Source organism: Micromonospora sp. WMMD961, from assembly GCF_029626145.1.
GTDB lineage: Bacteria > Actinomycetota > Actinomycetes > Mycobacteriales > Micromonosporaceae > Micromonospora.
Genome location: NZ_JARUBJ010000002.1, coordinates 2,612,511 through 2,639,408, shown reverse-complemented (window position 1 = coordinate 2,639,408; position 26,898 = coordinate 2,612,511). Strand labels below are relative to the sequence as shown.

Genomic DNA, 26,898 nt, shown 5'->3' with positions numbered 1-26,898 from the left:
GTGCCTCCGTGCCGTGTGCCACCATCCGCGGGTAGTTCTCCTGCTGCCCCGTCTGTGCCGGATCAACCCCCACGGTCAGCACTGGTCGCCCGGTGGCGCAGCCGACATCCGCCGAGCGGCCGAGGTCGACGCGGTCACCGGTCGGTTAGCCTCGGTCACCATGCGTGTGCCGTTCACCCGGGTCGCCCCCCGTACCGCCGTCGACTCGGCGTGGTCCACCCTGGCCGCCCTCACCGTCTCCGTCGGCACCGTCGGGCTGGCCGCCGCCGCGGCGCGACCGGGGCTGCTGGCCCTCGTCGACCAGCACGCGGCCGCCGTCCGGGACAGCCTCGACGGGGACCGCCAACCGCTGAGCGCGGCGATGCTCGCCGGTTACGCCGAGGGGGTGCGCGCGGCTGCCCTGGAGCACGGCTGGAGCCCACCGGGTGGTCCGGTCGACTGGAGTCGCCCGGATTGGCTGCTCACCCGACTGCTCGCCGTCTGCGCGCTGGCCCGCTCGCTCGACCGGGCCTGACACGCGAGGAGGGCATCCCGCGTCGGACGCGGAACACCCTCCCCACCAGCCGTGCTGTTCCGCGTGTTACGAGCGGTACTGCTGGGCTTCGTCCACCCGAGGCATGGCCTGGGTGCGGTCCCCGCTGCGGTCGGCCATCTGCCGCTCCACGTCGCTGCGCCCGGCCGTGCTGGCCTGACGCTGCTGCTGCACCGCCCGAGCCTCCTCGGCCGCCCGACGCAACCAGCCGTCCCAACGGTTCTGCATCGGCTTCACCAGACCACCACCGACACCGACGATCAGGATGCCGGCGACCGTGGCGAGCACCGCGATCAGCACCGGGGTCGTCACTGTGGTGGCGATACCCACCTGGTTCAACGCGGCGATCACGCCGAGAGCGATGATGAAGATCGCCGTCAGGTCGGCCAGGACCTTGCCGTACGAGAGCCCTCCCAGCGCGCCGGTGACCAGATCTCGGACGGCGTTGGCGATCGCGGCCGCCACCACCACGATGACGATCGCGATGAACGCGCGCGGCAGCCAGGCCACCACGCCGCTGATCAGGTCACTGATCGCGTTGGGTCCCCAGACTCCGAAGGCGAACTGGAGCGTGAACAGCAGTACGGCGTAGTACGCGAGTCTGGCCAGGATGTCGCTGGCGTCGTACTTCGTTCTCTCCAGGGCCCGTTTGATACCGCCGCGTTCGACCGCTTGGTCGAAGCGCACCCGTTCCAGCACCGTATCCACGATCTTGAGGACGGCTCTGGCGATGAGCCAGCCGATCACGAGGATGACGATGAAGGCCACTGCCTTCGGGATGAAGAGCAGCACTGACCTCCAGGTGTCGGCGATGGCATCGCCGATGTCGGCCTGCCGGACCGCGAGGGTTTTCAGCATGATGTCCCTCCTGTCGCATGGACTGCGCCGGGCGCATACCCGGCAACCGGTGTGGCAGTCCGCGCAGAGCGCCGCCATTTTTGCGACAAGCCGCCCAACAGGGGCTCTGAACTGCCCGAACGTCCACCGCTCCCGGTGCCGGCTACGCCCCACGGCCATGATCGGATGCCTTCTCCGACCGGCGGACTAGGCTGCGGACATGCCAGGAACGGTCGGGCGAGTCCCCACGCCAGCAACTCCCGGCTCCGGCGCGTCCTCCGGGTCCGGTACGGTCGCCGCCGTGTTCGCCCACGACTGGGCCGGCACGCCACTGGGCCCGCCGGACGGCTGGGACGTGACGGTCCGAGCCGTCGTCGAGCTGATCCTCGCCTCGCCGATGCCGATGGCCCTGGCGTACGGCGACGACCTCGTGCTGCTCTACAACGCCGGCTACGCCGAGCTGCTGGGCACCAAACACCCGGGTGCCCTCGGGCGGCCGGCCGCCGAGGTGTTCGCGGAGATCTGGGCGCTCCCGGGCGTCGGTGCGGTGATCGAGCGCTGCTACCAGCAGGGGGTGCCATTCCTGGAGAAGGAGTCGACGCTGCCCCTGGTCCGTGGCCACTCCCCGACGGCGGAGCAGGCGGTCTTCACCCGGGCTTACTCGCCGGTGCGCGACAGCATCGGGCAGATCGTCGGAGTGCTGACGGTCGCGGCCGAGACCACCCACGTCACCGAGCAGTTGCAGAGTCTCAGCGAGGTGGCCGCGGCGCTCGCCGGCACGCTCACCCTCGACGACGTGGCCCGGGTGGCGCTGCGGTACGCGATCACCACGTTCGACCCCGACCAGACCTCGTTCGTCGTCGACGAGGGCGGCGGCGGTTGGCGCATGGTGCGAAGGGTCCGCGGCGAGTTGTTGGACGAGGCCGACGAACGACTCCCCCCGCTCTGGCGGCGCGCGCCGGTGGACTGGTCGACACCGGTGGTGCAGGCGGCACGCTCCGGCGGCCCGTCGTTCGTCGGTGACGGGCAACCGCTGCGGGACACCGCCGTGGACCGCCACGACCAGAAGGTCCGGGCGATGGCGGCCCTGCCGCTGGGCACCTCGGTGGTGCGCGGCGGGCTGGCGGTCGGCTACCAGGCTCCGCACACCTGGTCGCCGGCCGAGCGGGCGCTGCTGGCCGCGTCGGCCGAGCTGATCGGTCAGGCCGCCGAGCGGGCCCGCCGCTTCGAGACCCAGCACGGCACCGCCCAGTTGTTGCAGCGCAGCATGCTGCCGGAACATTTGCCGGACCTACCCCGGCTGCGGATCGCGGCCCGTTACGACCCGGGGGTCGACGGCAACGCCGCCGGCGGCGACTTCTACGACGCCTTCCTGTTGCCCAACGGCGCGCTGGGCGTGGTGCTGGGCGACGTCGCCGGCCACGACGTGCAGGCCGCCGCACGGATGGGTCAGGTCCGGGCCGCGCTGCGCGCGCTGGCTCTGGCCGACCCCGCGCCGGACGCCGTGCTGGCCGGGCTGGACCGGTTGGTGACCAGCCTGGGCGTGGAGGCCGGCACCCACGAACTCTTCGTCACCGTGGTGTTCGGGGTGATCGACGCGGAGCGGCGGGAGCTGACCCTGGCCAGCGCCGGGCACCCCGCGCCGCTGATCCGCCGCGGCGACCCGGACGGCCGCCCGCACGCCGAATACCTCGACGTCCCGGCCGGCCCTCCGCTGGGTCTGGGCGGCCGACCGGGCACCACGACGGTCCCGTTCCGCCCCGGCGACACCCTGCTGCTGTTCAGCGACGGAGTGGTGGAACGCCGCCGGCACAGCCTCGACGCCGGGCTGACCACCCTCGGCGACGCCGTCGCCAAGGCCGGCAGCGGCGACCCACGCGCACTGTGCGCGGTGGCCACCGCAGCGGTGCCGGGCAGCACCGAGGACGACGTGGCCGTGTTGGCGGTCGAGCACGCCCTCAAGCCGAGCCGGTCGGCGAGCATGGAGATGCCCGCGGAGCCGACCGCGCCGAGCCGGGTCCGGCACTGGATGACCGGTCAGCTCACCGAGTGGCAGGTGGCCGAGTCGGTGATCGGGGCTGCGGTGTTGTGCACCAGCGAGCTGACGACCAACGCGTTGCTGCACGCCGGCACGGCCGCCCGGGTGGAGATCGACCTCAGCCCCGAGCGGCTGCTGGTCTCGGTCGCCGATTCCGGCACCCGGGGCACCGTGACCCGGGCTCGCACCGACACGTTGAGCAGTCGCGGGCGCGGTCTCGGTTTGATCGAGGAGCTCAGCGACGCCTGGGGCACCGACCCGTCGGTCCGCGGCTCCACGGTCTGGTTCGAGATCCGCACCCGGAACCCGAGTGCCGCCTGAAGACCGCCCGAACGGGTAGGAGGACGCCCATGCGTACCGACAAACCCTCCGGAATCCTCTTCGACGTCGACGGCACCCTGGTCGACACCACCTACCTGCACACCGTGAGCTGGTGGGAGGCGTTGCGCCAGACCGACCAGCCGGTGCCGATGGCGATGGTGCACCGCTCGATCGGGATGGGTTCGGACAAGCTCCTGGACCACCTGCTCGGGCCCGAGCGGGATCGCGACGCCGACTCCAAGCTGCGCGACGCGCACGACACCCTGTACGCCGAGTACTGGGAACGGCTCACGCCGCTGCCCCGGGCGGCCGATCTGCTGCGCGCCTGCGCCGAGCGAGGCTTGCGAATCGTGCTCGCCACCTCCGCGGCGGAAGCGGAGGTCGGGGCCTTGCGCCGGGCGCTGGCCGCCGACGACGTGATCGACACGATCACCTCCTCTGCGGACGCGGAGCAGAGCAAGCCGGCCCCGGACATCCTGGTCGCGGCGTTGGAGCAGTCCGGGTTGGCCGCCGAGCGGGTGGTCTTCGTCGGCGACTCGGTGTGGGACGTCGTCGCGGCCGGCAAGTTGGACATCCCCTGCGTGGGGCTGACCTGCGGCGGCACCAGCCGAGGCGAGTTGGCCGGCGCCGGCGCGGTGGCGGTGTACGACGACCCGGCCGCGTTGCTGGGCGAATTGGCGGACTCACCGCTCACCCGGGCCCGCGAGTGAGTTCCACACCGGTTCGCGCATAGCGGGAGGCCCCGCGGGGCAAGGTCTGTCACCACCTGCCCGCGCCTCGCGGGTGCGGCGGAGAGGTGGTGCCGTGGAGCCGGTTGATGTGGCGTTCGCGCTGGTCGGTGTGGGCGCGCTGCTCGCGGGCATCCTCCCGCGGGTCCTGGAGTACCGCCCACTGTCCATGCCGATCGCCTTCCTCGCCCTCGGCATGGTGGTGTTCCTGCTCCCGGTGGGGCTACCGACACCGGATCCGCTGGCCCACCCGGAACTGGCCACCCACCTCACCGAGATCGGGGTGATCGTCGCGCTGATGGGCGCCGGGCTCAAGATCGACCGGCCGTTGAGTTGGCGGAAGTGGTCGTCCACCTGGCGGCTGCTGGCGATCGCGATGCCCCTGTGTATCGCCGCGGTGGCACTGCTCGGCTGGTGGTGGGCGGGGTTGGTGCCGGCCGCCGCCCTGTTGTTGGGCGCCGCGCTGGCCCCGACCGATCCGGTGCTCGCCGCCGACGTGCAGGTCGGCGAGCCGACCGACGTGGAGGACTCCGAGGACGAGGTCCGCTTCGCGTTGACCTCCGAGGCCGGACTCAACGACGGGTTGGCGTTCCCGTTCGTCTACGCCGCCATCGCCATCGCCTCGACCAGCCTGGCCCCTCGCGAGTGGTTCGTCGAGTGGTTCACCGTGGACGTGTTGTGGAAGGTGGGTGTCGGGGTCGGCGGTGGCCTTCTCATCGGCTGGCTGCTGGGCAAGTTGTTCTTCCGCGCGCCCAGCACTCTGCGGCTGGCCCGGCACGCCGAGGGTTTCCTGGCCCTGGCTGCCACGTTCCTGGCGTACGGGCTGGTGGAGGTGGTCGGCGGGTACGGCTTCCTGGCGGTGTTCGTGGCCGCCCGCGCGATCCGGGCCGCCGAGCGGACCCACGAGTTCCACTCGGTGCTGCACGACTTCGCCGAGCAGGTCGAACGGCTGCTCACCCTGGTGCTGTTGCTGCTGCTCGGCGGCGCGATCGTGGGTGGTCTGCTGATCCCGCTGACCTGGTCGGCGGCCGCCGTCGGGCTGGCGCTGGTGTTCCTGATCCGGCCGCTGGTCGGCTGGTTGTCGCTGCGCGGGGCACCGGGGCGGCCGGCCGAGCACTGGGTCATCTCGTCGTTCGGCATCCGTGGCGTCGGATCGTTCTACTACCTCGCGTACGCCACCACGAAGGCCGACTTCCCGCAGGCCGAGCTGCTCTGGGCGACCGTCGGGTTGGTGGTGCTGGTGTCCGTGGTGGTGCACGGCATCACGGCGACTCCGGTGATGCAGCTACTGGACCGGGAGGGCGAGCGGACCGCCGACCCGCCCGAGCGGGACACCGATGCCCGGCCCGTCGCGGCGGCCGGGCACTCCTGACCGCCTTCAGGTCAGGCGGGCGGCCAGGGCACGGCCGAGGTCCCGCCCGGAGCGCCAGGCCGTCTGCACCTGCGGCTTACCGAACGCGTCGCCGGCCAGGCCGATCCCGTCGGCGTCGAGGTGATGGGTGGCGTCGTCGGTGTGGGCGGTCGGCTTCGCGTACGTCCAGCGGTGCACGTGCACGTCGACGGCCGGCTCGGGGAGGCCCAGGAGGTCGCGGACGGCCTGCTCGATGGCCGGGCCGGCGCCGCTGGGCTGGGCCAGGTGACCGGCGGCGAATTCCGCGACGGTGTGCGCGACCAGCACCGGAGCACCGTCTCCGCGCCGGTCACCGTCGTCGCAGACGAGGCTGAGCACCGGATGGTCGTTGACGAACGCGCCCCGGAACTCCGGCCACCGCCGGGTCGGAAAACGCAGCACCGCGGCCATCGTGGGCGACCAGCGCTGCGCCTGCACGACCCGGGTGGCGTCGGCCAGCGCGGGGTCGAGCAGCAGGGCGGCCTGCGGGCCGGGCATGGCCAGGGCGACCGCCGCGCACGACTCGCCGTCCACCGTCGGCCCGGGCTCGATGGTGAGCACCAGCCGGTCGACGGTCACCGGCACCGCGCCGGCCAGGTGCTCGACCAACGAACGCAAACCGCGCGGTGCGGCGAAGCGCATCGGTCCGGGCACGTCCCGACGCCCGTCGCGGTCGTACGACTGGAAGGTGTCGGTCCACTCGCGGACCAGGCCGGCGGCGCGCCACTGCTCGACCACGGCGGTGAAGTCCGGGTCGCTGGCGGTGAAGTACGCGGCGCCGATGTCGGCGGGCCGCCCGCCGAAGCGCTTGCTGGCCATCCGGCCGCCGCAGACGTGCGCCCGCTCCCGGACCCGCACCGGCACGCCCGCGCGAACCAGTTCCACCGCGCAGGCCATCCCGGCGATGCCCGCTCCGACCACCACCACACCCGACCGGTCCACCGTCATCTGGTGATCGTAGGCGGCGGGGCCGGGGCGCATGAACCACCGACGAACGGGGTACTGGCACACCTGTTCGAAAGAAAGGTGATGACGATGACCGACCGCGACAACCAGCAGGCCGACCAGAGCGCCGCGATCAAGGACCCGGACGAGTGGGTCACTGGTGACGAGCCGCCCACCGCAGCTCAGGAGTCCTACCTGCACACGCTCGCCCGCGAGGCGCAGGCCGACCTCCCGGACGACCTGACCAAGGCCGAGGCGTCCAAGCAGATCGACGAACTCCAGGCCCGAACCGGCCGAGGCCAGTAGAGCAAGGCCCCGCAGCATCGGGCCGACCGCGTCGATCATGGAGTGGTGGTGCCTGACTTGAGGTGATACAAGCACTTTGTCACCCACCACAACTCCATGATCGACGGCGGGTGGCGATCGCGCGGTCAGTCGCGGGTGAGCCGGTGCAGGGTCACCTCGGTCAGGCGGCCAGCGCTGATCGTGGCGCTGAGGTAGGTGGCGTGCGGCTGCGAGCGCCGGTCGGTCGGTGACCCGGGGTTGAGCAACCGCAGCCCACCGGGCGCCTCGGTGTCCCAGGGAATGTGTGAGTGCCCGAAGACCAGCAGGTCGACGTCGGGGAAGAGGGCCGCACACCGCTTCTCGCGACCGGTCCGAGGGCCGGTCTCGTGCACCACGGCGACCCGCAGGCCGTCGAGGTCGACCCGGGCCACCTCCGGCAGCCGGGCGCGCAGCGCCGGCCCGTCGTTGTTGCCGTACACCCCGACGAGTCGGCGCGAACGCGCGGTCATCGCGTCGAGCAGCGTCTCGTCCACCCAGTCGCCGGCGTGCACCACCACGTCCGCCGCCTCGATCGCGGCCCAGAGCGGGCCGGGCAGGTCCCGGGCCCGCTTCGGTACGTGGGTGTCTGCCGTGAGCACCAACCGCATGCCGGCATTCTTCCCCGCGCCCCGCCCGTCCGCCCGGGGACGCGCGCGGGCAGCCGGGCGGTTCAGGAGCGCGCCGGACTGAAGTGCTCCGGCGGCATGCCGAGACCGCGCAACGCGGGATCCCGCTCGACGTCGGTCAGCACACCGGCGGCGTTGATCAGGCCGATGTGGGAGAACGCCTGGGGAAAGTTGCCCAACTGCTCGCCGGTCAGCGGGTCGATCTGCTCGGCGAACAGGCCCAGGTCGTTGACCCGCCCCGCCAACTCCTTGAACAGCGTGTGCGCCCGGTCCCGTTCGCCGGCCAGCGCCAGGCAGCTCACCAGCCAGAACGAGCAGATGAGAAACCCGGCCGGGTCGCCGTCCCAGCGCCGCAACAGGCCGTCGTGCGACAGCCGGTCCTCCACCGCGTGGATCGTCGAGCGCATCCGCGGGTCGTCGGCCCGGAGGAACCCCACCAGCGGCATCACCAGCACCGAGGCGTCCAGTTCGGCGGATTCGAAACGTCCGGTGTACGCCTGGATCCGCTCGTTCCACCCGCGCTCGAGCACCTCCGCGCGGACCTCGTCGCGGGCGGCCGCCCACCGGGCCACGTCCTGCGGATCGCCGAGCCGGTCACCGAAGCGGACCGCCCGATCCAGCGCGACCCAGCACTGCACCTTCGACGACACGTGGTGGTGTTCGACGCCACGCTCCTCCCACATCCCCGCGTCGGGCAGATTCCAGTCCCTCGCGGCCTGGTCGGCGAGCACCCGCAGAACGTGGCGTACCTCCTGGTCCAGCGGCACCAACCTGTCGCGCATCAACCAGGCGGCGTCCATCGTCTCGCCGAAGATGTCGGTCTGCCGCTGCTGCCAGGCGTCGTTGCCGATCACCACCGGCGGGCTGTCCCGGTACCCGCCGAGCTGCTCCAGACGGTGCTCGGTGAGGTCCCGCTCCCCCAGCACCCCGTACATGATGGGCACCGGCCTGTCGTCGACCCGGCCCATTGCCCGGCCCAGCCAGGCGAACTGCCGCTGCACCTCGGCAACGCACGTCGAACGCCACAGCGCCCGCAGGGTGAGAGTGAAGTCCCGCACCCAGACATAGCGGTAGTCGTAGTTGCGGTCCCCACCGAGTTCCTCCGGCAGTGAGGTGGTCACCGAGGCCACCACCGCGCCGCTGGGCCCGTACGTCATGCCCTGCACCACCAGACGGCTACGCCGCACCTCTTCGGCGTAGAGGCCCTGGTACTCGTGCTCGTCGGCCCAGGACCGCCAGCCGGCCACGGTGTCGGCGATGGTCTGGTCGGCGTCCGGCACCTCGGGCAACGGGGCGTCGTAGGTCGGGGCGTACCCGAGGGTGAAGTTGTGTGTCGTGCCGGCGCGGACGGTGAACGTCGCAGTGGCCTCGCCGTCGCCGGGGGTGAATCCCACGGTGCTGCAGCGCAGGGTGAGTCGGGCGGCGCCGGCGATGGCCTCCAGCATGTCGTCCCGCTCGACCAGGTACGCGATGGTGCGGCCGTACTCGAAGCGCGGCCGGTAGTAGGACCGCATCGGCACCTCACCGGACAGCCCTTGGACCGAGCGGACCAGCACCTGCGGTGAGTCCACCCCGATGTCGTGGCCACGAGCACCGGGCTCGAAGGCGAGCGCGTCGATGAGCGCCACGTCCCCGTGTGGGGTGCGGAAGACCGTCCGCAGCACCAGGGTGTCGTCGAGGTAGCGGCGTTCGACTGTGTAGTCGCCCTCCGGACGGATCGACCAGTGCCCGGCGCCGTCGTCGAGCAGCCGCGCGAACACCGACGGGGCGTCGAACCGGCCCGGGCACCACCAGTTCACCGAGCCGGTGTGGTCCACCAGCGCCGCGCTGCGGCCGTCGGCGAGGAAGCCGTAGTCGCTGATCTGTCCGCTCTGCACCCGGGTGCCTACCCGGGTGCGTCGAACCCATGCCACATGCAGCGGTCGTCGAGGCACGCCGGCCGGCGTTACCGCCGGCCGTGGGCGGGAACCCCGGAAGCTGACGAGGGAGGATGCTCATGACGTCAGCTTCGGGACCGACCGCCGCATGGCGGCCGGGCACACAGGGTGGCGACCTGCTTCCGTCCGGTCCGGCCGGCCGCCTGTCGACACCGGCCGGTGACGGCCACGGGCCGGAGGCCGGCTCGCCAACCGTGACGATCGGCTCGTACCCGGACTATCCGGCCGCCCAGCGGGTTGTCGACTATCTGGCCGACAACCGTTTCCCGGTGGAACACAGCGCCATCGTCGGCACCAACCTCACGCTCGTGGAGACGGTGCTCGGGCGGATGACCACCGGTCGCGCCGGCCTGCTCGGCGCGGGCACCGGCGCCTGGTTCGGGCTCTTCATCGGGCTGCTGTTCGGCATCTTCACCGTCGGCAACTGGCTGGCGGTGATCCTGGTCGGACTGGTCATCGGTGCGATCTGGGGTGCCGTGTTCGGCGCGGTCGCCCACGCCATGACCGGCGGGCAGCGCGACTTCACCTCGGCCAGCTCACTGCGCGCCGGCCAGTACGCGGTGACCGTCGACGCGCAACTCGCCGACCAGGCCCGCCAACTGCTGGCCCGGATGCAGGTGCCCGGCGCGAACGCCCGCTGAGCCACGATCGACACGACCGGCCGTCCCGGCAACACGCCGGGGCGGCCGGTCAGTCGTGGTACGCCAGCTCGCCGGCCCGGATGTCGACCTCGACCCGGTTCTCCGGCGGCGCCAGCGGGCAGGCCCAGCGGTCGTCGTAGGCGCAGCTCGGGTTGTAGAGATAGTTGCCGTCCAGCCGGACCCGGTCGCCGGGCAGCAGCTCGACGCCCCGGCCGAAGGTGCCCTTCACCGTGTCGGTGAGGTACCGCCCGCCACCGTAGGTGTCCTGCCCGCAGGTGCCGTCGCGCAACGGCACGAACAGTCCACCCCCGTACGCCTCGATCCACCACAGGGTCAGCGGCCCCCACGGGGTCTCGGCCACCGCCACCCGCCGGTACGCGACCACCCCGTCCGGGCCGCCGGTGTCGATCCGCAGTTCTCCGCTGGCCGGGCGCAGCGGCGCCTCCACCACGGCCTCCGGGTTGGCGGGAAAATAGCGGACCCCGGTGAAGTCGGCCCGCTCCGCCGGCGGGATCGGACTCTGCGGGTGGGTGGCGAACAGCTCGTCGCGGCCGGCACGGAAGCCGGTCAGGTCGACGTCGGACAGGTACAGCCGGGCAACCCGCTCCCGCCAGTCGGCCAGCTCAAGGTCGGTCAGCATCCCGAAGCCTCCTGATCGAGTGACAGCTCTCCGGACCGCACGGGCTTGCCACACGCGCGGCAGCGCACCTCGGCGACGAAGACCTGGCCGCAGACGTCGTGGATGAGGTCGACAGTGGGCACGTCGCCCTCGCTGTAGGTGTCACCCCAGCGCTTGAGCACGAGGATGACCTGCCCGAGGTCCTTGCCCTTCTGGGTGAGTTCGTACCCCGCGGCCTTCCCGTTTTCGATGGCACGAGCCTGGAGGATGCCCGATTCGGCCAGTTTGCGCAGTCGAGCGGCGAGGACGTCCCTGGGTGCGCCGACGGCGCGAAGGATCTCGGTGTATCGCGAGGCGCCGAATGCGAGCGCTCGCACGATGTGCAGCGACCACCTGTCGTTGACTGCGTCCAGCGCCACAGCGAGAGAATCCCGCTCTGGTTTGGATTTCAAACCGTCGGTGCTACGGTTCGTTTGGTTGGACATTCAAACCACACTACCCGAGGAAGCACCCATGACATCGCCACCCGAGTCACGTACCGACGGCGGATCTCTCGTCGACCAACGCCGAGCCTGGACCACACTCGTCATCACCGGGCTGATCATCGGCACCGCCTTCATCGCGATCTATGTCGGACTGCAACGCCACCCCGAGCCGAGCCGGCTGCCGATCGCCGTGGTCAGCGAGCACCTGTCGGACAACGCCCAGGCCGGGTTCGGGAACGCCGTGGCCGTTACCGAGGTCGCGAGCGTCGCGGACGGCCGGGCCATGGTGCGACACGGCGACGCCGTCGCCGTCCTCGGCGCGTCCTCCCCCACCACGTTGACACTCGACTACGCCGGCGCGAGCGGGTTCAGCGAGAGCGGCGCCGCGCGTCAACTCGCGGCCGGCCTCGCCACGAAGACGGGGGCGACAGTCCAGGAGAACGACATCGTGCCGCTGGCGACCTACGACAGCCGAGGCCTGTCCGCGTTCTACGTGGTGTTCGGCGTCACCCTGTCGTCGTTCGTCCTCGCGCAGGGGCTCACCGCCGCCGCCGCGAAGGTCCGCCTGCGCCACCGCCTCTACGCGATGGGCGGCTTCGCCGTCGCGATCGGTGTGATCGCGGCGACCGTCGCAGGTCCGCTCTACGGCTCGCTGACGGCCCCGTTCCCGCTGCTCGCCCTCTCGCTCATCCTCCTGTCCGCCGCGAGCGCCTTCACCACGAAGGCTCTGGGTGCATGGCTCGGGCCGGCCGGCATCGCCCTGGCCGTCCTCACCCTCACGACGATCGGCAACGCGACGAGCGGAGCCACGATCGGGGTCGACCTGCTACCGCAGTGGGCGCAGGCGATCTCGGGAAAGCTTCCCCCGGGCGCAGCCGTACGAGCTGTCAACAGCTTCGGCTACTTCTCCGGCGCGCACACAGTGGCGCCCCTCGCCATCCTCACCACCTGGTTCCTGGCGGGCCTCGGATTCGTCCTGCTCCGACAGCGGACCGCCGTACGCCGCCCGCTCACCGCCAAGGCGGGACGATGACCGCCCGGGTCAGTCCCTATCTCACGTTCGCCGGCAACGCTCGACAGGCGATGCGGTTCTACCAGTCGGCCTTCGGGGGCGACCTGGACATCACCACGTTCGGCGATCTCCAGGGGTCGACGGACACGGCGCAGGACGAGCTGATCGCGCACGCCACGCTCCGAGGGACGACCGGGGTGGTGCTGATGGCCTCCGATCGAACGCCGGGCGACGAGGTGGCCGGGGGCAGCACGTCGATCACCCTCGGCGGCGACGAGGCAGAACTCGCCACGTACTGGGAGCGGCTGTCCGAGAGTGGGTCGGTCACCGTGCCGTTCGCCAGGTCGCCGTGGGGTGCGCTCTACGGCAGGTGCACCGACAAATTCGGAACCGACTGGCTGGTGAACGTCACGGCACCGGCGACGCCCTGATCCGAACACAACGATGGACGCCGGCCGGGTGGGCACCGCATGCCCGCTCGGCCGTCAGCGCGACGGCCAGTTGCTCAGGACGGCGTCGAGGGCGTCCAAGGTTCGGGCCCACGAGTCGTCCGTCGTACGCGGGGTGTGCCGGAATCCGCCGGTCTTCTCCAGGCTCACGAACCCGTGGAACGTGCTGTGCATCATCCGCACCGCGTCGGTCTGGTCGGGCTCGGCGAGCCGGTAGCCGCGCAGGATCGCCCGGGTCATCTCGGCGTGCCGGGGGCCGGCGCTCGCGGCGGCGGTCTCCGGGTCGAGGTCGATCTGCATCGCGGCGTACCGGCCGGGGTGCTGCCTCGCGTAGTCGCGGTACGCGTTGGCGAACGCCACCAGCGCGTCCTTGCCGGCCCGGCCGGCGAGCGCGGCGGCGACCCGGTCGGCCAGCTCCGCCAGCGCCAGCAGGGCGATCCGGACCCGGAGGTCCCGCGCGTTCTTGAGGTGGAAGTACAGACTCGCGTCCTTCACCCCGAACTGGCGGGCGAGCGCGGCGACGGTGACGTTCTCCACGCCCACCTCGTCGGCCAGCTCGGCCGCGGCCAACGTCAGGCGCTCGACAGTCACCCCGGCACGTGCCACGCAGCACACTCCCAACCTAGCCGTAATAATCGTTTGCCTAGGAGCGCTAGACTACTACCTATGTTGGTCCTGACCGAATCCGCCATCCGCACATCCTTCGTCAACTGCAGCAAGGGCGAGGCGAAGCGGCTGGCCGTACCGAACGATCTTGAAATGCGACCCTGGGACGACCTCGACTTCTTCGGCTGGCAGGATCCGTCCGCGCCACAGCGGGCCTACCTGGTCGCCGAGACCGGCGGCAAGCTCGCCGGGGTGGTGCTGCGGGCCGCGACGCACCAGACCGGGCGCGTACGGCACAGCATGTGCTCGTTCTGCCTGACCACACACCTCGGCGGCGGCGTCTCGTTGATGACCGCCCCCAAGGCCGGCCCGAGCGGACGGCAGGGCGATTCCGTGGGCACGTACCTGTGCTCCGACCTGGCCTGCTCGCTGTATGTGCGGGGGAAGAAGCACGCCGGGCCCCCCGCGCCCGAACCGCTGCCCCTGCCGGAGCGGATCGACCGCGTGCGGAGCGCCCTCGCGACATTTCTCGCCAAGGTCACCGACTGACGGGTCGAGGCGAGCGGCGCGGCCGGGGGCCGAAGCGTGAACGGTTCCCTGCCGCCCTAGCGGTCGGTGGCCAGGCGGGCGTGCAGGTGCTCGTCGTAGCGGCGGCCGTCGCCGTACCGGTACGACTCGCGCAGCGTCCCCTCGGCCCGGTAGCCGGCCCGCTCGGCCACCCGACACGAGGCCGGGTTGGCCACCGCGTGGCACAACTCCACCCGGTGCAGCCCGAGGTCGGCGAACGCCCAGGCGGTGAGCCGGACGACGGCACGCCCCGCCACCTGACGCCCGCGCGCGGCGGGCACCGTCCAGTAGCCGATGGACGCGTCGCCGTCGTGGATGCGGTGCAGCGACACCGAGCCGAGCACGTCACCGTCGGTCGCCGAGGTCACCGCCATCGAGGCGTGGCCGCCGGTGGACCAGTCGGCCCGGCGACGAACCCACTGCAGCGCGACGTCGTCGTCGACCGGGCCGCCACTCTGCGGGTTCCACTGGGCGATCGCCGGGTCGCGCAGCGCGTCGCGCACCGCCGGGGCGTCCTCGTCCCGCCAGGGGCGCAGCAGCAGGTCGGCGGCGGTGAGTTGCACGTGTTCCACGAGGCCGGAGTCTGACACATCGCGTCCCGGCGGCGCCGCCGAATTGGCGTCCGCTTCCTTCAAAGCTGCACGAACCACCGAATCGTGCGCCGAAAAGGTGAGCGAGGCAACGCGGAAGAGCACTAGTTAAATTTTTAACAAGTGCTATCGTCGACCGCATGACCGAGAGCCTGGACAGCACCCGAGAGGCCGCCTGGCGCGCCTACATCGAGGCCAGCCAGCGTCTCTACACCCAGCTGGAAGAAGACCTGCGCGGCCACAGCGATCTCAGCTTCGCCGACTACCACGTGCTGGTCCTGCTCTCCGAGGCACCGGGGCAGCGACTGCGGATGGGCGAGCTGGCCAGCCGACTCATCTTCTCGCCGAGCCGACTGACGTACCAGATCTCCTCCATGCAGCGCCGCGGCATGGTCAGCAAGGAGCCCTGTCCGGACGACCGACGCGGCAGCGAGGCGGTCCTCACCGCCGCCGGGCTGCTCGCACTACGGGACGCCGCACCACACCACCTGGCGTCGGTGCGCACCCACCTGATGGACGACCTCGACGATGCCGAGGTCGCCTGCCTCACCCGGGTCTTCGGCCGGATCGGGGACCGCCTGCGGGCGTCCCGGTCCGGTGCGACAACCCCTGCCACGAGCTAGGAGCCTTCGATGCCCGCGATCACCGTCGACAACGTTCTCGTCCTCCCCCGTCTGCCCCGGCTGGAGGAGTCCACCACCTTCCGTCCGGTCCGCACGGTGACCACCGCTCCCACCGGCTTCGAGGGCGAGGGCTTCCCGGTCCGTCGCGCCTTCGCCGGAGTGTCGACCACCGACCTGGACCCGTTCATCCACCTCGACCAGATGGGCGAGGTCGACTACGCGCCGGGCGAGCCTAAGGGCACGCCGTGGCACCCGCACCGCGGCTTCGAAACCGTCACCTACATCATCGACGGTGTCTTCGACCATCAGGACTCGCACGGCGGTGGCGGCACCATCACCGACGGCGACACGCAGTGGATGACGGCGGGTAGCGGCCTGCTGCACATCGAGGCGCCGCCGGAGCACCTGGTGATGAGCGGCGGGCTCTTCCACGGCACCCAACTCTGGGTCAACCTGCCCCGGTCGGCCAAGATGAACCCGCCCCGCTACCAGGACATCCGAGGCGGGGAGTCGGCACTGCTCACCACGCCCGACGGCGGCGCGCTGATCCGGGTCATCGCCGGTGAGATCGCCGGGCACCGCGGCCCCGGTTCGACCTTCACCCCGATCACCATCACGCACGTCACCGTGCAGCCGGGGGCGCAGGTCGACCTGCCCTGGCAGCCCGAGTTCAACGCCCTGGTGTACGTCCTCGGCGGGCGCGGCACGGTCGGCACCGACCGGCGGCCGGTACGCACCGGTCAGCTCGCGGTGCACGGTCCGGGCGACGCGCTGCGGTTCGGCGCCGACACCGCGCAGGACAGCAACGCCCCGGCGCTGGACCTCTACATCATGGGTGGCCAGCCGATCCGGGAGCCGGTGGCGCAGTACGGCCCGTTCGTGATGAACACCCGGGACGAGCTGATCCAGGCGTTCGAGGACTTCCAGGCCGGAAGGCTCGGCGTGATCCCCACCGAGCGTCTGCCGCACACCGGCGACCAGGGCACCCGCCCCTGACCACTGGTGACGACTGAGACTGGCGCCGGCGCCTCCGCATCACCCGCGAGGCGTCGGCGCCGATCTCAGGAAACCGCGAAGATCCCGGCGACACCCAGAATCACCATCAGCAACACCGCTACCAGCGCACCCCGTTCGCTCTCCACCGCCGGCTCGCGGTCCTCGGTCACGGGATTCGTCGTGTCGCGGGGCATGGTGTGGCCTCCTCGGCTGTCGTCGCGTCGCTCTTCGGTGGCGTTGACCAGGTCACTGGTCTGTCGGCCTGGCGTGCGGCCCCGGGTCGGGCGTCCTACGGTGAGGACGTTGCCGACCTCCAGGAGGGCTGGACGGTGCCGTTGCAGGACTGGTTTCTCACCGCGGAGGAACGCGCCAACCCGGTGTCTGGGTTACCCACCTGGACCACGGGAAACCTCGCCGAGCCGTTGATTCACGGTGCCGCCTACTTCGACCGGCTGGTCGACGAGGTGCAGGCGCTCGGTCCCGGTGACCACCTGTTCTTCACCGACTGGCGGGGTGACCCGGACCAGCGGCTGCGCCCGGACGGCCCGACCGTGGCCCAGCTCTTCGCCCAGGCCGCCCAGCGGGGCGTGGTGGTCAAGGGGCTGATCTGGCGCTCGCACCTCGACGTGCTGGCCTACAGCGAGGCGGAGAACCGCGACCTCAGCGAGGCGATCTCGGCTGCCGGTGGCGAGGTGCTGCTCGACCAGCGGGTCCGGCGCGGCGGGTCGCACCACCAGAAACTCGTGGTGTTGCGGCACCTGGGCGCACCGGACCGGGACATCGCGTTCGCCGGCGGGATCGACCTGTGCCACAGCCGCCGCGACGACGCCGATCATCATGGTGACCCGCAACCGGTGCAGATGTCCCCCCGCTACGGGTCCAACCCGCCCTGGCACGACGTGCAGCTCGCGGTACGCGGCCCGGTGGTGGGCGCGTTGGACACCCTGTTCCGGGAACGCTGGACCGACCCGATGCCGCTGGACTCGGAGAACCCGGTCGCCTACCTGCGGGATCGGCTGCGCGGCGCGGACCTGCGCCCGGACCCACTGCCCGAGCAACCGGCCGATCCCCCACCCTGCGGTCCGCACCAGATCCAGGTGTTGCGCACCTACCCCGCCGTGCGGCCCCGCTACTCGTTCGCGCCCGACGGCGAGCGGACCGTGGCCCGGGGTTACACCAAGGCGGTACGCCGCGCCCGCCGACTCATCTACCTGGAGGACCAGTACCTCTGGTCCACCGAGGTCGCGGACCTGTTCGCACACGCGCTGCGGGACAACCCGGAGCTGCACCTGGTCGCCGTGGTGCCGCGGCACCCGGACGTGGACGGCAGGCTGGCGCTACCGCCGAACATGGTCGGGCGGGAACAGGCGCTGTCGCTGTGCGAGCGCGCCGCACCGGACCGGGTGCACGTGTTCGACGTCGAGAACCACTCCGGCGACCCGGTCTACGTGCACGCCAAGGTGTGCGTCGTCGACGACGTCTGGGCCAGCGTGGGCAGCGACAACTTCAACCGCCGGTCCTGGACACACGACAGCGAGTTGTCCTGCGCGGTGCTCGACGACACCCGCGATCAGCGAGAGCCCACCGATCCCGCAGGTCAGGGAGACGGCGCTCGGGTCTTCGCCCGGGACATGCGGCTACGGCTCTGGCGCGAACACCTGGACCGTGACCCGGACGGTGCGGACGACGCCGACCTGATCGACCCGGCGGACGCCGTAGCGGCTGTCACCGCCGCCGCCGACGCGCTCCAGCGGTGGTACGACGGCGGTCAGGTCGGCGAACGGCCGCCCGGACGGCTGCGCCCGCACCGCCCCGAGCGGCTGCCGTGGTTCACCCGGGCCTGGGCGGTGCCGGTGTACCGGCTGGTCTACGACCCGGACGGCCGGCCGCTGCGGGCGAGGCTGGCCGGCACCTGGTGAACCGGTCGGGCCGGCTCCGGCGCGGCGACCGGGTGGACGGTCAGTCCGCCGGGGTAGGCGAACGAGGAGCGCGGAGAGTAGTAGCCGAAGCCGATGGTCAGCGGGTTGGCCGGGCGGAGCGCGTACATCGGGTGCCGCGGCTGGAGGAACTCCACCGACTCGATCTCGAACGGGGAGACCGGCTCGGCGACGAACGGGTAGGCCGAGCTGAGGAACTGGCCGTCGCGACGGGTGAAGTAGCGGTGGTGCCCGCTGCTGATCACGTGACCGGTCTCGCCCACCCGGCAGCGCGTCTGGATCAACGGGTTCCCGTCGATCTCCGTCTCGGAGAGCAGGTCCTCGCCGCTCACCTCGATCCTGGTCCGCCCGGAGAGCACCGGGGCGCCTCGGGCGGCAGCGTACTCACGGACCCGCCGGCTGGAGGCCACGTAGTGGCTCCACCAGCCACCGGGGTTGAGGCCGCCGGGAGCGTCGACGCCCACGAGTGAGACGCCGAGGTAGGTCAGCGAGTACGCGCCGAAGCCGCTGGTCTGTGTCTCGTCATCCACGACGTACTGGTTGAGGAACACCTGGCGGTCGGGGCGGGGGCACAGCCCCGGCGGAACCAGTGCGGCGACCGCGTCCGGGTCCGCCGGCAGCCAACTGAAGTAGAGCGTTCGACTGTTCACGACGAGCTGGGGAGCGGCTGGATCGAGCACGGTGCCTCCGAACCGGGTGTGTACACGCGACGCTACGGCCGGTCCCGCCAGCGGGACAACGACGGATAGGCGACACTCCTGCCCGGATGTCGGATTTCATGTTGACCGGTTGGCGCGGGACAAGGACCGCTCGGTCAGTCCGGCGGGATGACCGGGTGGGCACGCAACCTGACGTAGAACCGGTACGGATCCCCACAGGCGGCCCGATTCATGCCTGATTTGCACCTTTCGTTGCTCGGCACACCTTAAGTACATCAGCCTTTCGGCTAGATTTCCGCGAGACGATCAGGTTAAGGTGAGTCCCGAACGGCCCACAGGAAGCTAAACCAAAGAGTCACACCCTTTTTTGTCCGCGGACGAGGTGCAGGGAGGACCACCCATGACCGCGCCAACGATCACCGAGCAGCCGAGCACCGCCGTGAAGGCAACCACCAAGCTCGACCCGCGCGCTCTCACCGACAGCGCCGCCGACCTGCTCAACGCCATGGCCGCACTGCCCGTCAACCACCCGTCGCGCGCCGCCCTCCGGGACCGCGCGATCGAGGCCTGGCTGCCGCTGGCCAACCACCTGGCCCACCGCTACAGCGGGCGCGGCGAGCCGACCGACGACCTGGCCCAGACCGCCGCAGTCGGCCTGATCAAGGCGATCGACAAGTTCGACCCCTCCCGCGGTGTCGACTTCGCCGGCTACGCGATCCCCACCATCATCGGCGAGCTCAAGCGGCACTTCCGGGACCGCACCTGGGACATCCGCGTCCCCCGCCGGCTTCAGGAGCTGCGGCTGGCCATCTCCGACGCCAACAGCTCGCTCCTGCAGACCCTCGGCCGCTCGCCCACGGTCGCCGACATCGCCGCGCACCTCAAGCTCACCGAGGAAGAGGTCCTGGAGGGCCTGGAGGGCGCCCGCGCGTACAACGCGGTGTCACTGTCCACCCCGACCGGCGACGGCGAGCGGGCCACCGAGCTGGGCGACATGCTCGGCGGCGAGGACAACGAGTTCGAGCTGGCCGAGCTGCGGGTCGCCCTCGGCCCGGCGCTGGCCACCCTCGACGAGCGCGAGCAGAAGATCCTCACGCTGCGCTTCTACGGCAACCTGACCCAGTCGCAGATCGCCGACCAGATCGGCGTCTCGCAGATGCACGTCTCCCGGCTGTTGACCCGGGCGCTGACCAAGCTGCGTGGGCAGCTGGACGGCACGTACTGAGCAGTCGACGAAAGCGGAGGGCCGGGTCCGTGGACCCGGCCCTCCGCTCGTGTCTGCACTGTCCCACTCACGTGACAGTGTTCGGGTTCTGACAGTGCCCGGGGGCGGTCAGTTTCCCGCCGGCTCCCGCCACATCGGCCAGAACGGCGTGCCGTCGGGCACCCGGAACGGCTCGCCCGCCAGGTAACCGTGCCTGGCGTATAGATCTCGGCTGCGCGGGCTGCTCGCCTCCAGGTACGCGGGCATCGCGTTGGCGTCCAGCCAGGCGTGGTGGTGCCGCATCAACGCGCTGCCCAAACCCTGCCCCTGTCGGTCCGGCCGGGTCGCCAGGAAGGCCAGGTGGTGGTGGTCCGGGTGCGGGTGGTTCGCCGCGAACAGGTCGTCGAGGTGCTGGAACCGGTCGGTCCACTCACCGCAGGCGGCGGCCAGTCGGGTGTCGTAGTCCACCGGCGGCGGCGCGGGCTCGCCGACCGACGGGAACCAGACCGCGACCGACGCCCGGTCCTCGGTGGCGTGCACCATGCCGTACCGCATGGCATGGCCGACCAGGATCTCGAAGTCCCCGGCCAGCACGGCCTCCCGCTTACTCGCGTCGGGCACCAGCCAGTACGTCACCTCCAGCACGGTGAACGCCTCGGCGATCCGACCCGCCACGAGGGTGGTCTCCTCCGGCCCGAGGCGCTCGATGACCACGCTCATCGGGTCGCCTCCGCGGTGGCCTGCCCCGCCGGATTGACGACGGCGGCGCTGCTCGCCGCGCCCAGGCCGATCCGGGCGTACGTGTCCGGACGGTTGCCGCGCAGCACCAGCGCCCAGCCGATGCCCAGCAGCGCGGCCACCGGGTACACGGCGGGCAACGCCCAGCGCAGGGTGGAGTCCGGCGCGACGCCGAGCAGGTTGGCGAAGTTCGACACCGCCAACCAGATGATCACGAAGAGCGCGACGGTGGCCAGGCCAGGGGCGACGACCCGCCGCCAGACGTTCTCACCGCCCCCGGAGCGGGCGAAGTAGGCGATCACGGCCACCGAGGTGGCGGCGATCAGCAGCAGCACGCCGAACCCACCGGTCGTGCCGCCCCAGAAGAACAGTTGGACCACCGGGTCCCAGCCGTTGACCGCGTACACCAGGATGACCGCCAGGCCGAGGACGCTCTGTGCCACCGAGGCCGCCCGGGGAGCCCCGGAACGGGCCGAGGTCTGCCCGAACACCGCCGGCAGCACCCGCTCCCGGCCGAGCGCGAAGGTGTAGCGGGCCGTCGTGTTGTGGAACGAGATCATCGCGGCGAGCACCGAGGTCAGGAAGAGCACCTGCCCGATGGTGACCACGGTGTCGCCGAGCTGCGCGGCAGCCAGGTTGAAGATCAGACCGACACTCTGCTCGCCGGCCTCCGCGACGATCTGGTCCGGCCCCACGGCGACCGCCATGGTCCAGGACGACAGCGCGTACAGCCCGGCGATGATCGCCACCGACAGGTACGTCGCGAGCGGCACCGTCCGCTTGGGGTCCTTGCTCTCCTCGCTGAAGACCACCGCGGACTCGAAGCCGACGAAGCCCAGGATGGCCAGCACCAGCACCGCGCCGACCCCCGGCACGAAGAGGTTGTCCGGCGCGAAACTGGCGAAGCTGACCTGGTCACCGGCCGGGTTGCCGAGCTGCCCCAGGTCGAAGACGAGGATCACCACGATCTCGGCGACCAGCAGCGCGGCCAGAACCAGGCCGTTGATGTCCACCCGGAGCAGGCCGAGCAGGCCGACCAGCGCCCACGCCACCAGTGCCACGACGGCCCAGTGCGGGTGCCCACCGAAGATCCGGTCGAGGACCGGCTCGGCCGCCGCGCCGATGGTGCCGTACAGCCCGACCTGTAGCGCGTTGTACGCGATCAGCGCGACCCAGGCGGCGCCCACTCCCGCCGGCCGGCCGAGACCACGGGAGATGTAGGCGTAGAAGGCGCCGGCGTTCTCCACCCGGCGCGACATCGCGACGTAGCCCACCGAGAACAGGGCGAGCACGGCGGCGACCAGCAGGAAGGCCAGCGGGATGCCGGTCACCCCGATGACGCCGTAGCCGGTGGTGACGACGCCGGCCACCACTGTCAACGGCGCGGCTGCGGAGAGCACGAAGAAGATCACCGAGGGGACGCCGAGGCGGCCTCGGGCCAGGGCGTCGGAGACGTTGCTGGGTCGGTCGACTGTCGATGTCGGGGGCATACGACTACTCCGGTCGTAGAGGGGAGGGGTAGGGGGTTACCGGGGAAATCAGGGAATGCCGCGCAGCACGGCGGCGCCGACGGCTGCCTCGGTGTGCCCGACCAGTTCCTTCAGCGGTGCCGGCAGTGCGGGGATGAGGACGTTCAGTCGGTGGTGGGCGCGCGGGCCGGCGCTCCACAGCACCTCGCGGGTCAGTCCCGCGGCCACGACGAGGCCGAGCAGCAGCGCGTCCGGCACGTTCGGCGGGTCGGGCCGGTCCAGCAGTGCCCGTAGCCGGGTTGCCGGCCAGGCCACCGCGTTGAGATCGATCGGCAGGTAGCTGACTGAGGTGCGCAGCAGCCGGCGACTCTCCTGCCGACGCAGCACGCCGGCGCGGGCCAGCCGCTCCCCCACCGAGGTCGTCGCGCTCTGCGCCAGGAAGCTGAGCCAGGTCCGCAGCGCCTGGTGCTGGGACTCGCCGATCAACTGGTCGAGCACGGTGTGCGCCAGCGCGTCCGCTGGCGGGCGACGGTCGATGACGGTGACCTGCCCGGCCGACACGGTGATGTGTCCATAGAGGATCAGCTCGCCGAGCAGCCCCGCCGCCAGCCCGAGCCCGGTCGCCGCCGGGTGCAGCTTGGCCTTGCCGCGACTGTCGTTGTGTGCGATCAGGAAGAACTCGTCGGCGATGAGCAACGGTCCTCCCGCACAGGTGTGTCCACAGTGATCGCGACCGAGAAAGGATGCACCGAGAGCTATTGCAACGCAACTCCCAGATTTGAAAGTTGCACTCCGTGCAGGCACGACCTGCGGATCTTGTTCTGTCAGACTCGGACAGTGACCGCCACCCCCACCAACCGACCCGCCGCCAGCCCGACCGTCCGCCGCAGACGCATCGCCCGGGAGCTTCGCCAGCTCCGGGAACGCGCGGGCATGACCCTCGACGTGGCCGCCCGCCAGCTCGACATGTCCAAGAGCAACCTCTCCCGGATCGAGACCGCGCAGATCGGCATCAAACCGCGCGACGTACGAGCCGCCCTCGCGCTGTACGAGGTCACCGGTTCGGACGCCGAGGCCCTGATCGAGATCGCCCGGGGGGCACAGCAACGCGGCTGGTGGCAGAACTACAGCGACGTGCTACCCGAGTGGTTCGAGTTCTACGTGGGGCTGGAGGCCGAGGCGGCGGCGTTGCGCACGTACGAGGCCGAGTCGGTTCCAGGGCTGCTGCAGACCGAGGCGTACGCCCGGGAGATCTTCCGGCGCACCGCCGGCGAGGACGGCCTGGAGCGCAAGGTCGCGGCCCGGCTGCGCCGGCAGGAGGTGCTGCGCCGCGAGAACCCGGTCCAACTCTCGGTGGTACTCAACGAGGCCGTGCTGCTGCGCCCGGTCGGCGGCACCGCGGTGATGGCCGAACAGTTGGTCCACATGAGCCGGATCGCACAGTTACCCAACGTAATAATTCAGGTACTTCCCTTCGCGGCCGGCGGCCACCCCGCGATGAGCACCCCGTACGTGATCCTCAACTTCGCCGATGCCGGCGACGCTTCCGTGGTTTACCTGGATAACCTCACGATGGGACTGGCTCTGGAGGAGGCCGACCAGGTGCTCGGGTATAGCCTTCTGCACGAGGAGCTGTGCCGGATGGCGCTCGATCCGACGGCGTCCTTGACCCGTCTTGAGCATGCTTCTCGTAACTTTGCGTGACCGCTTCGGCGGCACGCCGACGCAGACGAGAGGTACCGCGGATGACGGCGCACGACCTGACCCGAGCGGCTTGGCGCACCAGCATGCGCAGCAGTGGCAACGGCAACTGCGTGGAGGTCGCGACAGCCGACGGTCAGATCGCCGTACGCGACAGCAAGGACCGGTCCGGCCCGGTGCTCGCCTTCGGCCCGACCGCCTGGCGGGCCTTCGTGTCCGGCGTGGGCGAGGTGCGTCGCGACTGAGGCGTCCCCGCCGGTGCGAGACTGGGCCGTGCTCTCCGACGTAACAGTGGACCTGCCGGTACGGCCGGTGCTGCCGGCGCTGGTCGCGGAACTCGACGCGGCCGGCACCGGCGTCCTGGTGGCCCCGCCGGGCACCGGCAAGACCACCCTCGCGCCACTGGCCGTTGCCGACCGGGTCACCGGCCGGGTGGTCATCGCCCAACCCCGTCGGGTGGCGGCCCGCGCCGCCGCCCGGCGGATGGCCGAGCTGCTCGGCGAGCGGGTGGGCGAACGCGTCGGCTACGCGGTCCGCGGCGAACGCCGGGTCGGGCCGGACACCCGGGTGGAGGTCGTCACCACCGGCCTGCTGCTCCGGCGCCTGCACCACGACCCCGAGCTGCCCGGCACCGGTGCCGTGCTGCTCGACGAGTGCCACGAACGACAACTCGACGCCGACCTGGCGCTGGCCTTCACCGTGGAGGCGCGGGCCACCCTCCGGCCGGACCTGTGGTTGCTGGCGATGTCCGCCACCCCGGACACCGACCGGTTCGCCGCGCTGCTCGGCGGGTCCACCCCGGCCCCGGTCGTCCGAGCCGACTCGGCACTGCACCCGGTGACGCGGATCTGGTCCCCGCCGGCGCGCCCGATCGCGCCACCCGGGGCCGGCCCGGTGGACCGTGCCCTGCTCGACCACGTGGCCGCCACCATCCGGCGCGCGCTGCGCGAGCGCGACGGCGACGTGCTGGTCTTCCTGCCCGGAGCCGGCGAGATCGCCGCGGTCACCGGCCGACTGGCCGACCTACGGGACACTGTCGCGCTGCTGCCGCTGCACGGCCGTCAACGCGGCACCGAACAGGACGCCGCCCTACGTCCCGCTGACCGACGCCGGGTCGTGCTGGCCACCGCGCTGGCCGAGACCAGCCTGACCGTCCCGGGCGTGCGGGTCGTGGTGGACGCGGGGCTGTCCCGGGTGCCCCGCATCGACCTGGCCCGAGGGCTGGGCGCGCTGGTCACCGTGCCGGTCTCCCGAGCCGCCGCCACCCAGCGCGCGGGCCGGGCCGGCCGGGAGGCGCCCGGGTACGTCTACCGGTGCTGGTCCGCCGCGACCCACGAGCGACTGCCGGCGCGGCCCGAACCGGAGATCGCCACCGCCGACCTGACCGGCTTCGCGCTGGAACTGGCCGCCTGGGGTCGACCGGACGGCGTCGGGCTCGCCCTGCCCGACGCGCCGCCGGCCGCCGCGATGGCGGTGGCCCGGGACACGCTGCACACCCTGGGCGCGGTCGACGCCGAGGGGCGGATCACCGCGCGGGGACGCGCGATCGCCGCCGCCGGAGCGCACCCCCGGCTGGCCCGCGCGCTGCTCGACGGCGCGGGACGGGTCGGCGCCGACCGGGCGGCCGAGGTGGTCGCCCTGCTCGCCGAGGAGAGCGTGGCCGGCCCCGGCGACGACCTGGTAGCCGGCTGGCGGCGGCTACGCGCCGGTGTCGACGCGGGCGCGACGGCCCGCTGGCGTACCGAGGTACGTCGGCTGCGCACCGCGCTGCCTACTACCGAGGGCCGCGCGCGCAACGGCCGGTCCGAAGCCGGTCCGACGGGCCACGTCGGCGGCACCGACGCCCACGGGCGACACGGTTCGACCGCCGACTCGGTGGGACGGGCCACCGCAGGCGCGCTGAGCGACGATCTCGCCGCCGGGCTGCTCGTCGGTCTGGCGTACCCGGAACGGTTGGCCCGGGTGCGGCGGCCGGGCGGCTCGGCGTACCTGATGACCGGCGGGACCGCCGCGGACCTGGCGGTCGGCTCGGGCCTGAGCGGTGCCGACTGGCTGGCGGTGGCCGTCGCGGACCGCACGCCCGGCGCGCCGGCGGCGCGGATCCGCCGGGCCTCGCCGGTGGACGAGGCGACGGCCCGGGAGGCGGCCGGCCCGCTGCTGCGCACGGTTCGGGAGGTGGGCTGGTCCGACGGAGACGTGGTGGCCCGGGAGGTGACCCGGCTGGGCGCGATCGAGCTGGTCCAGCGGCGGCTGGACCGACCGGACCGGGCCGAGGTGGCCGCGGCGTTGCTGACCGGCCTGCGCCAGGAGGGCCTGGGGCTGTTGTCCTGGCCGCCGGCGGCCAGGGCGCTGCGCGAGCGGCTCGCGTTCCTCCGGCACCACCTGGGCGCCCCCTGGCCGGACGTCGGCGACGAGGCGTTGCTCGACGAGGCGCCGACCTGGTTGGGCCCGGAGCTGGCCGCCGCCCGGCGCCGCGCCGACCTGGCCCGGGCGGACGTGACGTCGGCGCTGCGCCGGCTGCTGCCCTGGGCGCAGGCCGCCCGCCTGGACGAGGTGGCCCCGGAGCGGATCGAGGTGCCCAGCGGTTCACGGATCCGGGTGGACTACACCGACCCGGCCGCGCCGGTGCTCGCGGTGAAACTCCAGGAGACGTTCGGCTGGTCGGTGGCACCACACGTCGGCGACGGCCGGGTGCCGGTGCTCCTGCACCTGCTCTCCCCCGCCGGTCGGCCGGTGGCGGTCACCGCCGATCTGGCCTCGTTCTGGCGCACCGGCTACCCGCAGGTCCGTTCCGAGTTGCGCGGACGCTATCCGCGACACCCGTGGCCGGAGGACCCGGGCACGGCGACGCCCACCCGGCACGCCACGCCACGGCGACGCTGAGCGTCGGCCCTGCTCATCGCCGACGCTGAACGTCGGCCCTA

Annotated in this window: 29 protein-coding genes; 16 read left to right on the top strand and 13 right to left on the bottom strand. The window is 71.8% G+C overall.

Going from position 1 to position 26,898, the window contains the following annotated elements:
- Positions 1–160 precede the first annotated feature (160 nt).
- On the top strand, positions 161–514 hold the full coding sequence (locus O7614_RS12460) for a DUF6401 family natural product biosynthesis protein (RefSeq protein ID WP_278138616.1): 354 nt from the start codon (positions 161–163) through the stop codon (positions 512–514).
- A gap of 66 nt (positions 515–580) precedes the next feature.
- Here the strand turns inward: O7614_RS12460 and O7614_RS12455 are convergent, their stop codons facing one another.
- Positions 581–1,390 carry a hypothetical protein gene (locus tag O7614_RS12455; RefSeq protein WP_278138615.1) on the bottom strand — a complete coding sequence of 270 codons (810 nt, stop codon included), beginning with the start codon at positions 1,388–1,390 and terminating at the stop codon, positions 581–583.
- A 199-nt stretch (positions 1,391–1,589) separates the two neighbouring features.
- Here O7614_RS12455 and O7614_RS12450 point away from each other — a divergent pair, with 199 nt between their 5' ends.
- The 3 genes from O7614_RS12450 to O7614_RS12440 all read left to right on the top strand — a co-directional run bounded on the left by O7614_RS12450 (position 1,590) and on the right by O7614_RS12440 (position 5,828).
- Positions 1,590–3,728 (top strand): SpoIIE family protein phosphatase, encoded by a 2,139-nt coding sequence (locus tag O7614_RS12450; protein WP_278138614.1) that lies wholly within the window; start codon positions 1,590–1,592, stop codon positions 3,726–3,728.
- Between the two features lie 29 nt (positions 3,729–3,757).
- The gene (locus tag O7614_RS12445; RefSeq protein WP_278138613.1) at positions 3,758–4,438 is read left to right on the top strand and encodes an HAD family hydrolase; all 681 of its coding nucleotides are present in this window, start codon (positions 3,758–3,760) and stop codon (positions 4,436–4,438) included.
- Between the two features lie 94 nt (positions 4,439–4,532).
- Entirely contained in the window at positions 4,533–5,828 is a 1,296-nt protein-coding gene (locus O7614_RS12440) for a cation:proton antiporter (RefSeq protein WP_278138612.1), read from the top strand.
- 6 nt (positions 5,829–5,834) lie between these two features.
- On the opposite strand, the gene O7614_RS12435 is transcribed toward O7614_RS12440, so the two are convergent.
- Complete coding sequence (locus O7614_RS12435) at positions 5,835–6,773, bottom strand: FAD-dependent oxidoreductase (RefSeq protein ID WP_278142236.1); 939 nt, start codon at positions 6,771–6,773, stop codon at positions 5,835–5,837.
- Positions 6,774–6,881: 108 nt separating this feature from the next.
- Between O7614_RS12435 and O7614_RS12430 the strand changes: the two genes are divergently transcribed.
- Positions 6,882–7,097, top strand: a complete 216-nt coding sequence (locus tag O7614_RS12430; RefSeq protein WP_278138611.1) for a DUF3072 domain-containing protein — start codon at positions 6,882–6,884, stop codon at positions 7,095–7,097.
- Between the two features lie 125 nt (positions 7,098–7,222).
- Here the strand turns inward: O7614_RS12430 and O7614_RS12425 are convergent, their stop codons facing one another.
- Positions 7,223–7,723 carry a YfcE family phosphodiesterase gene (locus O7614_RS12425; protein ID WP_278138610.1) on the bottom strand — a complete coding sequence of 167 codons (501 nt, stop codon included), beginning with the start codon at positions 7,721–7,723 and terminating at the stop codon, positions 7,223–7,225.
- A 62-nt stretch (positions 7,724–7,785) separates the two neighbouring features.
- Positions 7,786–9,618, bottom strand: a complete 1,833-nt coding sequence (locus O7614_RS12420) for a glycoside hydrolase family 15 protein (protein WP_278138609.1) — start codon at positions 9,616–9,618, stop codon at positions 7,786–7,788.
- A 119-nt stretch (positions 9,619–9,737) separates the two neighbouring features.
- Between O7614_RS12420 and O7614_RS12415 the strand changes: the two genes are divergently transcribed.
- On the top strand, positions 9,738–10,319 hold the full coding sequence (locus O7614_RS12415; RefSeq protein ID WP_278138608.1) for a general stress protein: 582 nt from the start codon (positions 9,738–9,740) through the stop codon (positions 10,317–10,319).
- A gap of 49 nt (positions 10,320–10,368) precedes the next feature.
- Here the strand turns inward: O7614_RS12415 and O7614_RS12410 are convergent, their stop codons facing one another.
- Together O7614_RS12410 and O7614_RS12405 are read right to left on the bottom strand one after the other, a co-directional pair.
- Positions 10,369–10,956, bottom strand: a complete 588-nt coding sequence (locus O7614_RS12410) for a DUF1684 domain-containing protein (RefSeq protein ID WP_278142235.1) — start codon at positions 10,954–10,956, stop codon at positions 10,369–10,371.
- The gene (locus tag O7614_RS12405; RefSeq protein WP_278138607.1) at positions 10,953–11,357 is read right to left on the bottom strand and encodes a helix-turn-helix domain-containing protein; all 405 of its coding nucleotides are present in this window, start codon (positions 11,355–11,357) and stop codon (positions 10,953–10,955) included. The genes O7614_RS12410 and O7614_RS12405 overlap by 4 nt, the downstream gene beginning before the upstream one ends.
- Positions 11,358–11,451: 94 nt before the next feature.
- Here O7614_RS12405 and O7614_RS12400 point away from each other — a divergent pair, with 94 nt between their 5' ends.
- On the top strand, positions 11,452–12,456 hold the full coding sequence (locus tag O7614_RS12400) for a hypothetical protein (protein ID WP_278138606.1): 1,005 nt from the start codon (positions 11,452–11,454) through the stop codon (positions 12,454–12,456).
- Positions 12,453–12,866: a VOC family protein gene (locus tag O7614_RS12395; RefSeq protein WP_278138605.1), complete on the top strand. Its 414-nt coding sequence runs from the start codon at positions 12,453–12,455 to the stop codon at positions 12,864–12,866. Before O7614_RS12400 ends, O7614_RS12395 begins: the two co-directional genes overlap by 4 nt.
- Before the next feature lie 54 nt (positions 12,867–12,920).
- Here O7614_RS12395 and O7614_RS12390 read toward each other — a convergent pair whose 3' ends face one another.
- A complete protein-coding gene (locus tag O7614_RS12390) occupies positions 12,921–13,475 on the bottom strand; it encodes a WHG domain-containing protein (protein ID WP_347404345.1) in 555 nt (184 codons plus the stop codon).
- 75 nt (positions 13,476–13,550) lie between these two features.
- Here O7614_RS12390 and O7614_RS12385 point away from each other — a divergent pair, with 75 nt between their 5' ends.
- Positions 13,551–14,039: an FBP domain-containing protein gene (locus tag O7614_RS12385; RefSeq protein ID WP_278138603.1), complete on the top strand. Its 489-nt coding sequence runs from the start codon at positions 13,551–13,553 to the stop codon at positions 14,037–14,039.
- A gap of 56 nt (positions 14,040–14,095) precedes the next feature.
- Here the strand turns inward: O7614_RS12385 and O7614_RS12380 are convergent, their stop codons facing one another.
- On the bottom strand, positions 14,096–14,629 hold the full coding sequence (locus O7614_RS12380; protein WP_278138602.1) for a GNAT family protein: 534 nt from the start codon (positions 14,627–14,629) through the stop codon (positions 14,096–14,098).
- A 158-nt stretch (positions 14,630–14,787) separates the two neighbouring features.
- Between O7614_RS12380 and O7614_RS12375 the strand changes: the two genes are divergently transcribed.
- Positions 14,788–15,270: a MarR family transcriptional regulator gene (locus O7614_RS12375; RefSeq protein WP_278138601.1), complete on the top strand. Its 483-nt coding sequence runs from the start codon at positions 14,788–14,790 to the stop codon at positions 15,268–15,270.
- A 9-nt stretch (positions 15,271–15,279) separates the two neighbouring features.
- A complete protein-coding gene (locus tag O7614_RS12370; RefSeq protein ID WP_278138600.1) occupies positions 15,280–16,266 on the top strand; it encodes a pirin family protein in 987 nt (328 codons plus the stop codon).
- Between the two features lie 65 nt (positions 16,267–16,331).
- Here O7614_RS12370 and O7614_RS12365 read toward each other — a convergent pair whose 3' ends face one another.
- Positions 16,332–16,460 carry a hypothetical protein gene (locus tag O7614_RS12365; RefSeq protein WP_269458274.1) on the bottom strand — a complete coding sequence of 43 codons (129 nt, stop codon included), beginning with the start codon at positions 16,458–16,460 and terminating at the stop codon, positions 16,332–16,334.
- 135 nt (positions 16,461–16,595) lie between these two features.
- Here O7614_RS12365 and O7614_RS12360 point away from each other — a divergent pair, with 135 nt between their 5' ends.
- Positions 16,596–18,185, top strand: a complete 1,590-nt coding sequence (locus O7614_RS12360; RefSeq protein ID WP_278142234.1) for a phospholipase D-like domain-containing protein — start codon at positions 16,596–16,598, stop codon at positions 18,183–18,185.
- Here O7614_RS12360 and O7614_RS12355 read toward each other — a convergent pair.
- Positions 18,134–18,883, bottom strand: a complete 750-nt coding sequence (locus O7614_RS12355) for a hypothetical protein (protein WP_278138599.1) — start codon at positions 18,881–18,883, stop codon at positions 18,134–18,136. The genes O7614_RS12360 and O7614_RS12355 overlap by 52 nt on opposite strands.
- Positions 18,884–19,262: 379 nt before the next feature.
- Here O7614_RS12355 and O7614_RS12350 point away from each other — a divergent pair, with 379 nt between their 5' ends.
- The gene (locus O7614_RS12350; protein WP_278138598.1) at positions 19,263–20,087 is read left to right on the top strand and encodes a SigB/SigF/SigG family RNA polymerase sigma factor; all 825 of its coding nucleotides are present in this window, start codon (positions 19,263–19,265) and stop codon (positions 20,085–20,087) included.
- Positions 20,088–20,195: 108 nt separating this feature from the next.
- On the opposite strand, the gene O7614_RS12345 is transcribed toward O7614_RS12350, so the two are convergent.
- From O7614_RS12345 to O7614_RS12335, 3 genes are read right to left on the bottom strand one after another with little or no spacing between them, the layout of a single operon-like run.
- Entirely contained in the window at positions 20,196–20,786 is a 591-nt protein-coding gene (locus O7614_RS12345) for a GNAT family N-acetyltransferase (protein ID WP_278138596.1), read from the bottom strand.
- Positions 20,783–22,294 (bottom strand): APC family permease, encoded by a 1,512-nt coding sequence (locus O7614_RS12340; protein ID WP_278138595.1) that lies wholly within the window; start codon positions 22,292–22,294, stop codon positions 20,783–20,785. The genes O7614_RS12345 and O7614_RS12340 overlap by 4 nt, the downstream gene beginning before the upstream one ends.
- Before the next feature lie 48 nt (positions 22,295–22,342).
- The gene (locus tag O7614_RS12335) at positions 22,343–22,969 is read right to left on the bottom strand and encodes a GPP34 family phosphoprotein (protein WP_278138594.1); all 627 of its coding nucleotides are present in this window, start codon (positions 22,967–22,969) and stop codon (positions 22,343–22,345) included.
- Between the two features lie 141 nt (positions 22,970–23,110).
- Between O7614_RS12335 and O7614_RS12330 the strand changes: the two genes are divergently transcribed.
- From O7614_RS12330 to hrpB, 3 genes are read left to right on the top strand one after another with little or no spacing between them, the layout of a single operon-like run.
- Positions 23,111–23,977: a helix-turn-helix transcriptional regulator gene (locus O7614_RS12330; protein ID WP_278138593.1), complete on the top strand. Its 867-nt coding sequence runs from the start codon at positions 23,111–23,113 to the stop codon at positions 23,975–23,977.
- Positions 23,978–24,018: 41 nt separating this feature from the next.
- Positions 24,019–24,219, top strand: a complete 201-nt coding sequence (locus tag O7614_RS12325) for a DUF397 domain-containing protein (RefSeq protein WP_278138592.1) — start codon at positions 24,019–24,021, stop codon at positions 24,217–24,219.
- Positions 24,220–24,247: 28 nt separating this feature from the next.
- Complete coding sequence (gene hrpB, locus O7614_RS12320; RefSeq protein WP_278138591.1) at positions 24,248–26,857, top strand: ATP-dependent helicase HrpB; 2,610 nt, start codon at positions 24,248–24,250, stop codon at positions 26,855–26,857.
- The last annotated feature ends 41 nt before the right edge of the window (positions 26,858–26,898 follow it).